Annotated in this window: 14 protein-coding genes; 10 read left to right on the top strand and 4 right to left on the bottom strand. The window is 68.4% G+C overall.

Annotated elements, in window-relative coordinates; genetic code table 11:
* The coding region (locus ACTWP6_RS15895) for a DUF222 domain-containing protein (RefSeq protein ID WP_443188199.1) at window positions 1–640 on the bottom strand (640 nt) is incomplete at its 3' end.
* Between the two features lie 383 nt (window positions 641–1,023).
* On the opposite strand from ACTWP6_RS15895, the gene ACTWP6_RS15890 reads away from it, so the two are divergent.
* Complete coding sequence (locus ACTWP6_RS15890; protein ID WP_443188198.1) at window positions 1,024–1,650, top strand: PaaI family thioesterase; 627 nt, start codon at window positions 1,024–1,026, stop codon at window positions 1,648–1,650.
* On the opposite strand, the gene ACTWP6_RS15885 is transcribed toward ACTWP6_RS15890, so the two are convergent.
* Entirely contained in the window at window positions 1,622–3,625 is a 2,004-nt protein-coding gene (locus ACTWP6_RS15885; protein WP_443188197.1) for an FUSC family protein, read from the bottom strand. The two genes, ACTWP6_RS15890 and ACTWP6_RS15885, sit on opposite strands and share 29 nt — an antisense overlap.
* Window positions 3,626–3,656: 31 nt before the next feature.
* Here ACTWP6_RS15885 and ACTWP6_RS15880 point away from each other — a divergent pair, with 31 nt between their 5' ends.
* Both ACTWP6_RS15880 and ACTWP6_RS15875 read left to right on the top strand, forming a co-directional pair.
* Entirely contained in the window at window positions 3,657–4,376 is a 720-nt protein-coding gene (locus tag ACTWP6_RS15880) for an EthD domain-containing protein (RefSeq protein WP_260752754.1), read from the top strand.
* Complete coding sequence (locus tag ACTWP6_RS15875; RefSeq protein ID WP_443188196.1) at window positions 4,373–5,131, top strand: enoyl-CoA hydratase/isomerase family protein; 759 nt, start codon at window positions 4,373–4,375, stop codon at window positions 5,129–5,131. The genes ACTWP6_RS15880 and ACTWP6_RS15875 overlap by 4 nt, the downstream gene beginning before the upstream one ends.
* Window positions 5,132–5,134: 3 nt before the next feature.
* Here the strand turns inward: ACTWP6_RS15875 and ACTWP6_RS15870 are convergent, their stop codons facing one another.
* Together ACTWP6_RS15870 and ACTWP6_RS15865 are read right to left on the bottom strand one after the other, a co-directional pair.
* On the bottom strand, window positions 5,135–5,323 hold the full coding sequence (locus ACTWP6_RS15870; protein WP_260752756.1) for a (2Fe-2S)-binding protein: 189 nt from the start codon (window positions 5,321–5,323) through the stop codon (window positions 5,135–5,137).
* A gap of 5 nt (window positions 5,324–5,328) precedes the next feature.
* Entirely contained in the window at window positions 5,329–5,961 is a 633-nt protein-coding gene (locus ACTWP6_RS15865) for a fatty-acid--CoA ligase (RefSeq protein ID WP_443188195.1), read from the bottom strand.
* Window positions 5,962–6,202: 241 nt separating this feature from the next.
* Here ACTWP6_RS15865 and bfr point away from each other — a divergent pair, with 241 nt between their 5' ends.
* The 7 genes from bfr (at window position 6,203) to ACTWP6_RS15830 (ending at window position 12,704) form a co-directional block, all read left to right on the top strand.
* Complete coding sequence (gene bfr, locus ACTWP6_RS15860; protein ID WP_260752758.1) at window positions 6,203–6,682, top strand: bacterioferritin; 480 nt, start codon at window positions 6,203–6,205, stop codon at window positions 6,680–6,682.
* 109 nt (window positions 6,683–6,791) lie between these two features.
* Window positions 6,792–8,846: an MDR family MFS transporter gene (locus ACTWP6_RS15855; RefSeq protein ID WP_443188194.1), complete on the top strand. Its 2,055-nt coding sequence runs from the start codon at window positions 6,792–6,794 to the stop codon at window positions 8,844–8,846.
* A 19-nt stretch (window positions 8,847–8,865) separates the two neighbouring features.
* Window positions 8,866–9,348 carry a carboxymuconolactone decarboxylase family protein gene (locus tag ACTWP6_RS15850; RefSeq protein WP_443188193.1) on the top strand — a complete coding sequence of 161 codons (483 nt, stop codon included), beginning with the start codon at window positions 8,866–8,868 and terminating at the stop codon, window positions 9,346–9,348.
* Between the two features lie 29 nt (window positions 9,349–9,377).
* Window positions 9,378–10,718, top strand: a complete 1,341-nt coding sequence (locus ACTWP6_RS15845; protein WP_443188192.1) for a glutamine synthetase family protein — start codon at window positions 9,378–9,380, stop codon at window positions 10,716–10,718.
* Window positions 10,719–11,831, top strand: a complete 1,113-nt coding sequence (locus ACTWP6_RS15840) for an amidohydrolase family protein (RefSeq protein ID WP_443188191.1) — start codon at window positions 10,719–10,721, stop codon at window positions 11,829–11,831.
* 40 nt (window positions 11,832–11,871) lie between these two features.
* Window positions 11,872–12,228 carry an ArsR/SmtB family transcription factor gene (locus tag ACTWP6_RS15835; protein ID WP_443188190.1) on the top strand — a complete coding sequence of 119 codons (357 nt, stop codon included), beginning with the start codon at window positions 11,872–11,874 and terminating at the stop codon, window positions 12,226–12,228.
* Entirely contained in the window at window positions 12,219–12,704 is a 486-nt protein-coding gene (locus ACTWP6_RS15830) for an SRPBCC family protein (protein ID WP_443188189.1), read from the top strand. Before ACTWP6_RS15835 ends, ACTWP6_RS15830 begins: the two co-directional genes overlap by 10 nt.

Raw genomic sequence — 12,704 nt, 5'->3', positions numbered from 1 at the left:
GTTCGGCGTCGAGGTAGCCGCTGATCTTGCGAAACCCGTCACGCTGCTGCTTGCCGACCTTGACCCACCGTTTCCGGGCCACCTCGTCGTCGGCGGGTTCGGGGCCGTCCTGATCGATCATCATCAACAACCGCCCCGCGGCCGCATCGAGCTCGTCAGGGCCCAGACCCGAGCCCAGGGCGGCCAGGTGCGCATCGGCGGCCGCGCGGGTGTCCACATCCACCCAGGCGGGCAGCTTCTGGTGAAACCTCGCGATCACCGTGATGTGCTCCTCATCCAGCAAGCCCTGGGCCTGGGCGGCGGCGGTGGCTTCCCACACCGGCGCAATCGGCTGGCCCGTCATCGCCCGCCGCGGCCCCAGCATTTTGGCCCGCCGCAACCGCCGTCCCGCTTCGGCGCCACTGACCCGCAGCGCGGTGGTCAAAACGCCCTTCCACGACGATTCCCCGAGCCGATGCGGCTCGGTCTCCTCGATCAACCGGGCCAACACCTTGTGCTCGAGGGCCGGGACCGACCGCAGCACCCTGGTCAACTCGGCCAGCAGCCCGACCAACTCACTATGGGTCAGCTCATCGGCGGCCTTGGACAGCACACCGATCTGCTCAGCGATCGCCCCCACCGCCTCCGACACCAACTCCATACATCGAACACTAGTTCGAAGGCCTGACAAGCGATTTTGTAAAAGTGACCAAAGATGCCGTAGTGACCAAAGAAAATTCTGAGGCGCAGATGCAATCCAGCGGTCCAGAAATCGTTCGAAGGGCAACGACGTTCGCACCAAATGCCGCGAGCCGTCCGGGCGCACCAGCGTCGAGCCGTCACCGCGCCCGGGTCGCACCGCGACGACGCCGGACAATCCGGCCACTCGGGCCGTGTTGATCGGATCGCTGGTGATCGGCATGGCGACCACTCGCTACCTGCTCGAAGCGCCCGCCGCGCGCTCGACGTGCCCGGTGATCGGAGACCTGCTCACCGGACCACCCCCGGCGTGACCCGTTTCTTGACACATGTTCTAGTCGAGGGGTGCTGGAGTACACCCAAGTCGACGGTATGAGCGCCACCGACGTCGCGCGGCTGCGGGCCGTGTACGAACCCCTGACCGAATCGGTGCGCGCCCTGATCGACGCGACCATCCGCACCGAGGCCGATGCCGACGCCGTCGTCGCAGCGAAAGCCGAAATCGACTCGGCGACCGCGCGGTTGCGTGCGGCACAGCTCGACGGCGCGTTCGGGGTGCAGTACGCCGCCGACGGAACCATGATGCCGTGGGGCAACGCGGTGATCGGCGTGCGCAACCCGAGCGCCCCGCCGGTGGTGATCCGCAAGGATCCCGACGGTTCGGTGCGCAGCGACTTCTACCTCGGCGCCGCCTTCGAAGGCCCACCCGGGCACGTGCACGGCGGAGTGTCGGCGATGATCCTCGACCACGTGCTCGGAGACGCGGCCAGTGCGCCCGGCGTGCACCGGCTCACCGGCACCATCTCGGTACGCTACCGGCGGTTGACGCCGCTCGGACGGCTGCGCTGTGAAGCCCGGATCACCCACACCGACGGGTTCAAGACCTACGCGGTAGGCCACATCGCCGACGGCACGGGTGTCACGGTCGAGGCCGAGGCCGTGTTCATCGAACCGAAATGGGCACGGGGCTGACGCTGATCGACGACACGCTGCGGGTGATGGCGCCGATCTCGGCGACCAGCATGCGTGCCGGACCCTCGCCGGCGCCCTGACGCGGCACGGCGTCGCGCAGCCGCTGTTCGGCGACCGCCAGCTCCGCCCCGTCGACCGTCCACGGCGACGCAGCCGTCGGCGGGTCCCCACGCAGCGCCTCGACGTATTCGTCGACGGCGATCACGAAGTCGCGGTCGTCGGTGATCGGGTGCCCGGGCAGCTGTTCTTCCAAGGTTGCGCAGGAACTGGTCACGGTGTTCAACGCGGTGCGGTAGGCGCGCAGCCAGTGCCGCAGTTCGCGGGACTCCATCCGCATCGCGCCGGAGGTCGCCTCGAATGACGCGCGCGCGCGAAACGCTCGCTGCCAGGCGGCTGTCATCGCTTCTCGAGGATTACCGTCGTCGTGCACATAACCCTTGATCACCGTTGCGGCGTAATCGATCTCGGTTTTCAGCAATTCCCCGGCACGCTGTGAGAGCCGCGTCATGGCATCGTCGGGCACCACCACGTGGGCGACCAGTGCCAGCGCCCCGCCGAAGAGAGTGGCCAGCAGCGGGTCGCCCAGCGCCGGAGGCACGTCGGGCCGGCCGGCATCGACGAGGAACATCGCTGCCGCGGCCACCGCGGCGGCCAGCGCGATATAGCCCGAACCCGACAGCACGCAACCCACCCCGATCGCCACCACGGCCAGCGCGGTCCCCATCGCGACCCCGGGGTCGAGGATCAGCAGCACCGTCGACGCGGCGAGGATCCCCACGACCGCGCCCGCCAGCCGGCCCACGGCCCGTGTGTAGGTGTGCGCGGTCTCGGGCCGGAGCACCAGCAGCACGGTCAGCGGAATCCACACGCCGTAGGCACCCTCGGCGTACCGGTCGATCGCGCAGCCGACGGCGACCGCGGCGGACAACCGCACCGCGTGCCGCAACACCTGTGACTGGCGGTCGAAGTGATCGCGCACCGCGGCTACGGCAGAACGCACAGAGGTGCGCAACTCGGGACGACGCAGCCGCACCGCGTCCGGCGCGGACGGCACGAAATCGCCGAGTCGCATCGCCACCGCCTCGTGCAACAGCACCGACAACCGGTGCCCGACTGCCCGTTCGGTGCCGCCGACCGCGGACGCGACGGTGTCGAACCGGCCGATGGCCACATCGGCACGTACCCGACCCAATCTGTCGGTGTCGGCCACGGCGGCCAGCGTGTCCGCCGCCTCGGCGAGCGCGAGATTCAGCGCCTCGGACCGGTCCGGCATGTTCGCCGTGTCGGTCAACACCGCGGCGATGCGTTCGGGCAGGGCGTACCACCCGCGGTAGGACACGGGGCGGCGCTGATGACCGACGGCGGTGAACACGTCGCGCAACAGTGTCAGCGGTGCGGTGTCCACCACCGGCCCCTGCGCGCCGCCGCTGATCGTGCGGGCGTCGGCGGCCAGCGCACGATAGGCGCCGACCAGTGCGTCGCGCTGCCTGCGCCAGCGCACCGGCGGCCACAGCGCGATCACCCACACCTGGAGCAGCCCTCCGGCGACGGCCAGCAGCGTCGTGACGAGCGCCGAACCCGGCCCCGCGGCGACCGGCGGGGCCGCCACCACCAGCGCCACCGACGCTGCGCCGATCAGCCCCGCGTTGGCGCCCAGGGTCCACAGCATCGACGCGAAGAAGCACCACAGGGCCGCCACCGCGACGAAGACGGGCGAGAACCCGGCTGTCAGAGTGCCCAGGGCCACCGCCGTCCCCGTCACCGCAGAGACCAGCAGCAGCACCGTGACCCGTCCACGCGGACGGTCCTGCAGCGCGGTCGCGCATGTGACCGCGGCGGCGCCCACGACAGGGGTCACCGCCCCCGGCGGTCCCCACTGCACGGCCGCCACCGCCACCACCGCGACACACAGCAGGCTGCGCAGCACCGCTGCGAGGTCCGGCATCGCCCACCGCAGCACCAGCCCTCTGATCACGGATCCATTCTGACCCGGCTATGTTCGCCGGGTGGAGAAAGTCATGTTCGCCCTGCGTGGCGCGTCCGGCGACGACGACTGGTGCACCAGGCTCCGCACGGACGTCGCCGAGACCCTGCTCGGGACGGGGGTGCCGGGGCTGACGGTCCACGTCCGGGACGCATCGGTACGGGATTCGCTGATGACGCTGACCACGCTGGATCCGCCGGCGCTGGCATTCGTCACGCTGTGGACGCAGCAGTATTACGGCGATCAGATCCGCACCGCGACAACGCTGTTGAGTCAGCACTGCGATCTGCTCGCCGCATACCTGGTGACCGAGTCGGTGCCGCTGGCCGCTCCTGCCACCGAGCCGGGCGAGCGCACCCCGGGCCTGGCCAACATCGCGCTGCTGCGCCGGCCCGCCGAGATGGACGAGGCGACGTGGCTGCACCGGTGGCATCGCGATCACACCCAGGTCGCCATCGACACCCAGTCGACGTTCGGCTACACCCAGAACTCGGTGGTGCGGCCCCTCACCGACGGGGCGCCGGCGATTTCGGCGATCGTGGAGGAGCTGTTCCCGATCGAGGCGACCGCGGATCTGCATGCGTTCTTCGGCGCGGCCGACGACGCCGACCTCGACGACCGCATGCGCCGGATGGTGGCCAGCACCACGGCGTTCGGAGCCAACCGGAACGTCGACACGGTGCCGACGAGTCGCTACGTGCTCCGCGACCCGTTCACCGCGGCGGATAGGCTGCGGCCGTGACACTGCAGATCAGCGACGAGAACCGGGTTCGGACCCTGGTCCTGAACCGTCCTAAGGCGCTCAACGCGTTCAATCAGGAGCTCTATCTCGCCACCGCGACCGCGCTGCGGGACGCCGACGCCGACCCCGACGTTGCGGTCGTGCTGCTCACCGGCGCCGGGCGGGCGTTCAGCGCGGGCAACGACCTCAAAGAGATGCAGGCGGGTATTGCCGACGGGTCGCTGACCAACGAGGGCAGCCACTTCACCACGATGATCGACGCGCTGACCGAACTGTCCAAACCGCTGATCTGCGCGGTCAACGGCGTCGGGCTGGGCATCGGTGCCACGATCCTCGGCTACGCCGACTTGGTGTTCATGTCGACGACCGCGCGGTTGAAGTGCCCGTTCACCAGCCTCGGCGTCGCACCGGAGGCCGCGTCGTCCTATCTCCTGCCGCAGCTGATCGGCCGGCAGAACGCCGCGTGGCTGTTGCTGTCCTCGGAGTGGGTGGACGCCGCCGAGGCGAAGCAGATGGGGATCGCGTGGAAGGTCTGCGAACCCGAGGAGCTGCTGGCTGACGCTCGCAGGCACGCGGAAATCCTTGCGTCCCGGTCGATTCCGAGTCTGGTCGCCGTCAAGAAGACGATCGTCGCACCGCTGCGCGCCGAGATCGCGGCCGCCACGCAGCGGGAGAACGCGCACTTCCAGGAGCTGCTCGGCGGAGCCGCCAACGCTGCGGCGCTCGCGGACTTCACCGGCCGGCGCAACAGCTGAAAGCTACTGCGCGACCCGCTCCGGCTTCCCGGCGAAATGCGCCTCGATGATGGCCCGCAGCGTGCGCCTGCAGCGCCCGCAGTCGCCTCCCGCGCCGCACGCCTCGGCGATCTCCTTGGATGTCCGGGCGCCGTTGGCCACGACCTCGCCGACCACGTGACTGGTGGCTCCGGTGCAGAGGCAGACGAACATGACGGCTAACCCGATTCGCCGACGCTCATCAGGTGGGCGAACCGGCCCACGAAGCGGGTCGGATAGGGCCCCATGCCTGCACTGGTCATCCATTCGGCGGCGGCGTCGGGATGCTCGATCCACTGCCTGGCACTGGCCTCGTCGGCGATCTCCTGCAGGATCAGCACCTCGTGACCGTCGTCGAGCGCGCGGTACACCCAGATCTTGCGCACGCCGCCGCTCTTGAAGCGCTCGAGGCCGTCGTGCACCTTGATCATGAGCTGCGAGACATCCTCGACGGAGGACATCACGCCGACGACCACCCGTCCGATCCGGCCCTCGGATTCGGTTCCGTCCATATCGATCTTCTCGACGACCTCACCCCCGAAGATCGGCGGGATGTCGTCGGCGCCGGAGATGTCGAACCATTCGAATATCGCGGTGGAGCGCAGCACATCGCGGATCGAATGAGCGTTTCGAATTCCGATCGTGACGAGCACGCGCCGCGGTTCCCAAATCGATTCATAGACCACCACGTGATGGGCGCCGATCGAGGAAAGTCCGTCGCGGTGCTTTTTCAGCCATTTCCACATACGGTCGAGGTCGTCCACGCGAAAATCACAGGCAAGGATGAATGAGTGCAGATCGTACTCACCCATGTGGTCACCCTTACCTCGGAACGGCCGCAGACACTTAGCGCAGTCTAACCTTACTTAGCGTAGGCAGTCCAGATCTCGGCCTCGATCCGAGGCCCGTTCCCGCGCCGGCACGCCGACAACACGTCTCCCACACCGAGGTTCGCGCTCACTCGAGGCGTGAAGTGGACTAAGTTGGAGGTGCTCGTACACAGCCCGTGCAGATATCGCACGCCTCAGCCCGCTAGGCCTTTAGGAGCAAGTCATGCAAGGCGATCCCGAAGTGCTCAAATTGCTCAACGAACAATTGACGAGCGAATTGACGGCGATCAACCAGTATTTTCTGCATTCCAAGATGCAGGACAATTGGGGCTTCACCGAATTGGCCGAACACACTCGGAAAGAATCATTCGAAGAAATGGTTCACGCCGAGGAGATCACCGACCGCATCCTGCTCCTGGACGGGCTGCCGAATTATCAGCGGCTGTTCTCCCTGCGGGTCGGACAGACGGTGCGGGAGCAGTTCGAGGCCGACCTGGCGATCGAGTACGAGGTGGTGGCCCGACTCAAGCCGGGCATCATCATGTGCCGGGAGAAGGGCGACTCGACCTCGGCGAATCTGTTCGAGAAGATCCTCGCCGACGAGGAACAGCACGTCGACTACCTCGAGACCCAGCTGGAGCTGATGAACAAGCTCGGCGAGGAGCTGTATCTGGCGCAGTGCGTGTCTCGCCCGCCGTCCTGACGGTTCGGCTCCCACACCCGCGGGAATGACACCTGCCGGACAAGCGTAACTTTCATAGCTCATCTAACGATGTCCTATGCGGAGTTCTCGCTCGACCAGAAAGGCAGGCATGGCGTCCCCTGCAGCGCACCCAGAGACCACCGAGCCGGCGGAACCGGCGCCGGTCAGCCCGCAGCGCCGCAACGTCATCTTCATCGCGGTGGCGCTCGGCATGCTGCTCGCGGCGCTGGATCAAACGATCGTGGCGACCGCGCTGCCGACCGTGGTCGCCGATCTGGGCGGTGCGGGACATCAGTCCTGGGTGGTCACCAGCTACCTGCTGGCCTCGACGATCGTCACCGCGATCGTCGGCAAGCTCGGTGACATGTTCGGCCGCAAGGTGATCTTCGCCGCGGCCATCCTGTTCTTCCTGGCCGGTTCGGTGCTGTGCGGCATCTCCTCGTCGATGGAGATGCTGGTGGCCTCGCGCGCGCTGCAAGGCGTCGGCGGCGGCGCGCTGATGGTCACCGCCGCGGCGCTCATCGGCGAGGTGATCCCGCTGCGCGACCGCGGTCGCTACCAGGGCGCGCTCGGCGCCGTCTTCGGCGTCACCACGGTCATCGGCCCGTTGCTCGGCGGCTACTTCACCGATCACCTGAGCTGGCGCTGGGCGTTCTGGATCAACGTGCCGATCGGGATCGTGGTTCTCCTGGTGGCGCTGACGGCGATCCCGGCGCTGGGCAGGCGCGGCAGGCCCGTCATCGACTACGCCGGCATCGTGCTGATCGCGCTGGGCGCCTCCGGCCTCACACTGGCCACCAGCTGGGGCGGCAGCACCTATGCCTGGTCCTCGCCGACGATCATCGGTCTGTTCGTCGGCTCGGCCGTCGCGCTGGCGTTCTTCGTGCGGGTCGAGATGCGCGCCACCGAGCCGATCCTGCCCATCCGGCTGTTCGCCAGCCCGGTGTTCACCGTGTGCTGCATCCTGTCGTTCATCGTGGGTTTCGCGATGCTCGGAGCGCTGACGTTCCTGCCGACGTTCATGCAGTTCGTCGACGGGGTGTCGGCGACCGAATCCGGCCTGCGCACCCTGCCGATGGTCGGCGGCCTGCTGCTGACCTCGATGGGCAGCGGCGTGCTGGTCAGCCGCACCGGCCGCTACAAGATCTTCCCGGTGGTCGGCACCGCGGTGATGGTGCTGGGCTTCGTGCTGCTGTCGCGGATGGACGCGACGACGCCGATGCTGCAGCAGAGCGCGTACCTGTTCATCCTGGGCACCGGCATCGGCATGTGCATGCAGGTGCTGGTCCTGATCGTGCAGAGCACCGCGAAATTCTCCGATCTCGGTGTCGCCACGTCCGGCGTGACGTTCTTCCGCACCATCGGAAGCTCGTTCGGCGCCGCCATTTTCGGCTCGCTGTTCGCCAACTTCCTGGACGCCCGCATCGCCCCGGCTCTGGCCGCGGGCGGAGCACCGCCCGAAGCAGCGCAGTCGCCGCAGGTATTGCACCGCCTTCCGGACGCCGTCGCCGCGCCGATCGTGACCGCCTACGCGGACTCATTGGGCCTGGTCTTCCTGTGCGCGGCGCCCGTCGCGGCGATCGGTTTCTTCGTAGCGCTGACACTCAAGCAGGTGCCGCTGCAGGAGCTCGAGACGTCCGCGGCACTGGACATGGGAGAGGGCTTCGCGATGCCCTCGAGCGGCACTCCCGAAGAGATGCTGGAGACCGCCGTGGCCCGGATGGTGCGCCAGTCACCCGAGATCAGGTTGCGCAGCATCGCGGGCACCCGCGGATGCGAGTCCGACGTGGCGCTGTTGTGGGCGCTGATCCAGATCTACCGGCAGAGCCAGGTGTTCGGCTCGGCGCGACTGAGCGAGATGGCCGAGCGGCTGCGCGTACCGCCGGAGGTGCTCGAGCCGACGTTCGACCGGCTGGTCGCGTCCGGCCACGCGCTGCGCACCGGCGACCAACTGTGGCTGACGCAGTCGGGGGCCCGTCAGGTCGACGCCGCGTCCACGGCACTGGTCAGCCGGATCGTGGCGAAGCTGGAAAGTTCACCGAGTTTCGAGGGCCGTCCGGACCGCGCCGAGGTGGAGGCCGCGCTGGAGAAGATCGCGCAGCGCCTGCTGGTGCAGCGCGACTGGGACGACGAGCGGACGCAACTCGCCACCGCGGCAAGGTGACCCGGCTACGATGCGGGCCATGAGCCGAATCGGAGATTTCGCCGACGACGACGTGACCGGCTTCGCGGTGAAGTCACCCGAGTTGGGCACCGCGATGGCACAGTTCACCAACGCCGTCTACACCAAGAACCGGCTGCCCATGCGGGTGCGGGAGGCCGCGCGGATCGTGATCGCCTATGCCAACGAGTGCGTGGTGTGCCAGAACACCAGGGACTCCGAGGGCGAGGCCAACGGCATCAGCGAGGAGTTCTACGACTACGCCACGCAATGGCGCACCTGGCCGGGCTACAGCGATCAGGAGCGCATCGCGATGGAGTATGCGCACCGCTTCGCCACCGATCACACCGGGCTGCGCGACGACGAAGACTTCTGGGAGCGGGCCGCGGTCCACTTCGACGACGAGTTGCTCACCGACCTGGCGATCTCCTGCGCCATGTGGGTCGGCATGGGCCGGATGCTGCGCACCCTCGACATCGGTCAGGCCTGCAAGATCACCCTGTAAGGAACCCGGATCGGCTGCAGAATGGCGAGATGGCAGCCAAACCCCTGGCCGCTGCGGCCATCGCCCAGTTGGAGGCCGACGGCGTCGCCACCCTGATCGGCACCGTCGTCAATCCCGCCGGCCTGATCCACGCCAAGACGGTGCCCCTGCGGCGCATGGGATCGTTCGCCGACCCCGGTCTGGGCGCCAGTCCGGTGTGGCACGTGTTCGCCATCGACCAGACCGGCATCGTGTTCAGCGACGCCACCGGCGTCGTCGGCGATCAGCGGATCCGTATCGATCTCGCGGGGTTGCGCATCCTCGGGGACGGATTGGCCTGGGCCCCGGGCTCGTTCTTCGGTCAGGACGGCTCGCCCGATCCGTACTGCACCCGCGGCGCGCTCCACCGGGTGCAGGAGGCCCTTGCCTCGGCCGGGATCGAGGCACTGGTCGGGCATGAGATCGAGTTCGTCCTCGTCGGTCCCGACGGCGCACCGCTGCCCGGGCACCTCTGGGCGCAGTACGGCCTGGCGGGGGTCCTGGAGTTCGAGGGTTTCGTCCGGGACGTGACCGCCGCGGCGACGGCCTCCAGCGTCAGCATCGAGCAGTTCCATCCGGAGTACGGCGTCAACCAGTTCGAGATCTCACTGGCACCACAGCCGCCGGTCATCGCCGCCGACCAGGTCACGCTGATGCGCATCATCGTGGGCCGGATCGCCAGAAAGTACGGCATGCGCGCGAGCCTGTCCCCGGTGCCCTTCGCGGGTAGCGTGGGAAATGGTGCGCACCAGCACTTTTCGCTGAGTCGTGAAGATGGGCCGATGTTCTCCGGTGGCGACGGACCCGCCGGCATGACGGCCGAGGGCGCCTCGGCCGTGGCCGGTGTGCTCGCCGGGCTTGCGGACGCCCAGGGCGTGCTGGGCGGCTCGGTGCTGTCCGGAATGCGGATGCAGCCCGGACACTGGGCGGGCGCCTACGCGTGCTGGGGAACCGAGAACCGGGAGGCCGCGGTGCGGTTCCTGACCGGCGGGGAGGCCAACCCGTACGGCGCCAACGTCGAGGTCAAGATCATCGATCCGTCGGCGAACCCGTACCTGGCTTCGGCGGCGATCCTGGGGCTGGCACTCGACGGCATCGAGCGCGGCCTCACCCTGCCCGGGGAGGTGACCGTCGACCCGTCCAGCCTGGCCGGTGACGCGGGTGTGGCCCTGCTGCCCACCGACCAGCCCGAGATCCTCGACGCGCTCGACGGTTCGGCGCGGATGCGCGCCATCCTGGGCGACGCGGTGGTCGATGCCGTCGTCGCGGTGCGGCGCTACGAACAGCGCAACTACGGGCAGCGCAGCGCCGACGAGCTCGCCGACAAGTTCCGGCTCGCCTGGAGCGTGTAGGTGACGGCACTGGTTGAGCACGCCGCGACCGTCCGGCTCGTCGACCACCATGTGCACGGCTGCCGGCTCCGATCCGGCGACCGGTCGTGGTTCGAGAACGCCCTCAACGAGGCGAACACCGAGCCGGTGGCGGCGTTCGACTCCGCGTTCGACACCCAGCTCGGCTTCGCGGTGCGCGCCCACTGCGCGCCGTTGCTCGAGCTCGACCGGCACCCCGATGCCGACGTGTACTGGGCGGCGCGCTGCGCATTGCCTGAAGATGTTCTGGCGCAACGGTTCCTACGTGCGGCTGGGGTGTCGGATTGGCTGGTGGACACCGGGTTCGCCGGCGGGGTGGCCGATCTGTCAGAGCTGGGCGCCCTCGGCGCCGGGCGGGTGCACGAGATCGTGCGGTTGGAGACGGTCGCCGAGCAGGCCGCCGCAGCGCCGGGGGATTACGCCGCCGCGTTCGACGAGCTGCTCTGGCAGCAGACCGCAACCGCGGTGGGCACCAAGTCGATCCTGGCCTACCGCGGCGGCTTCCTGGGCGAGCTGTCCGACCCGTCCCCGGCGGAGGTGGCCGACGCGGCCGCCCGCTGGCGCGACGCGGGCGGGACCCGGCTGACCGATCGGGTGCTGTTGCGCTTCGGGCTGCACCGGGCGCTGCGACTGGGCAAGCCGCTGCAGTTCCACGTCGGGCTCGGCGACCGCGACTGTGATCTGCACGCCGCCAACCCCGTTCACCTGCTGGACTTTCTGCGAGTCAGCGGGGACACGCCGGTGATGTTGCTGCACTGCTACCCGTATGAACGGGAGGCCGGTTACCTGGCGCAGGCGTTCAACAACGTCTACCTCGACGGCGGATTGTCGATCAACCATCTCGGCGCCCGCTCGGCGGCGTTCGTGGCCCGCCTGCTGGAGCTGGCGCCGTTCCGCAAGATCCTGTACTCGTCGGACGGGTTCGGTCCGGCCGAACTGCACTTCCTCGGCGCCCGGCTGTGGCGCGACGGAATCGCCGCGGTCCTGCAGTCTTTCGTCGACGCCGACGAGTGGAGCCAGAGCGACGCGATCCGGGTGGTCGACTTGATCGCGCACCGCAACGCCGAGCGCGTGTACCACCTGGACCGGCGCTGACCCTTGACAACATACAACCAATTGGTTGTATGTTGTAGGCGTGATCGACCTGGACGACGACCGGACCGACGCGCTGTTCCACGCGCTGGCCGACCGCACCCGCCGCGACATCCTGCGCCGGGTGCTGACGGGGGAGCACTCGGTCTCGTCGCTGGCGTCCAACTACGACATGAGCTTCGCCGCGGTGCAGAAGCACGTCGCCGTACTGGGTAAGGCCGGTCTGATCACCAAGCGGCGCAACGGCCGTGAGCAGTTGGCCAGTGGGGACGTCACCGCCGTGCGGTCGGTGGCGTCTCTGCTGGCCGAGTTGGAACAGATCTGGCGCGGGCGCGTCGCACGCATCGACGAGCTCGTCGCCGCCGACCCGGAAAAGCAGGAGGAACCACCATGCCCGTGACCGACGTCCACCACGACCTCGACACCGCGACGCTGACCATCATCGCCGACTTCGCGGCGCCCGTGGAACGGATCTGGCAGATCTACGCCGATCCGCGTCAGCTCGAAAAGATCTGGGGTCCACCGGAATACCCCGCGACGGTGGTCGACCACGACCTGCGCCCCGGAGGTCGCGTCACCTACTTCATGACCGGCCCGGAGGGCGACAAGCACGCCGGGTACTGGCACGTCACGGCGGTCGACGCGCCTAACCGGTTCGAGTTCGACGACGGGTTCGCCGATCTGAACTTCGATCCGAACCCCGATCTGCCGGTGTCGAAAAACGTGTTCACCTTCACTGCCCATGACGGCGGGACCCGGTCGACGTTCGTGAGCACCTACGCGTCCGCCGAAGCGCTGCAGCAGGTGCTCGACATGGGCGTGATCGAGGGCGCCTCGTCGGCGATCAACCAGATCGACGGCCTGCTCGCCGGCTGA

This window comes from Mycobacterium sp. 4D054 (assembly GCF_052245755.1).
Taxonomy (GTDB): Bacteria; Actinomycetota; Actinomycetes; order Mycobacteriales; family Mycobacteriaceae; genus Mycobacterium.
Note: the sequence above shows the minus strand (reverse complement) of the source record. Positions and strands in the feature narration are given on the sequence as shown.

What these genes read in the sequence shown, in the direction of transcription:
- ACTWP6_RS15870 (WP_260752756.1), bottom strand. Translation starts at nt 5,323, where the DNA reads ATGTTCGTCTGCCTCTGCACCGGAGCCACCAGTCACGTGGTCGGCGAG.
- ACTWP6_RS15865 (WP_443188195.1), bottom strand. Translation starts at nt 5,961, where the DNA reads ATGGGTGAGTACGATCTGCACTCATTCATCCTTGCCTGTGATTTTCGC.
- bfr (WP_260752758.1), top strand. Translation starts at nt 6,203, where the DNA reads ATGCAAGGCGATCCCGAAGTGCTCAAATTGCTCAACGAACAATTGACG.
- ACTWP6_RS15855 (WP_443188194.1), top strand. Translation starts at nt 6,792, where the DNA reads ATGGCGTCCCCTGCAGCGCACCCAGAGACCACCGAGCCGGCGGAACCG.
- ACTWP6_RS15850 (WP_443188193.1), top strand. Translation starts at nt 8,866, where the DNA reads ATGAGCCGAATCGGAGATTTCGCCGACGACGACGTGACCGGCTTCGCG.
- ACTWP6_RS15845 (WP_443188192.1), top strand. Translation starts at nt 9,378, where the DNA reads ATGGCAGCCAAACCCCTGGCCGCTGCGGCCATCGCCCAGTTGGAGGCC.
- ACTWP6_RS15830 (WP_443188189.1), top strand. Translation starts at nt 12,219, where the DNA reads ATGCCCGTGACCGACGTCCACCACGACCTCGACACCGCGACGCTGACC.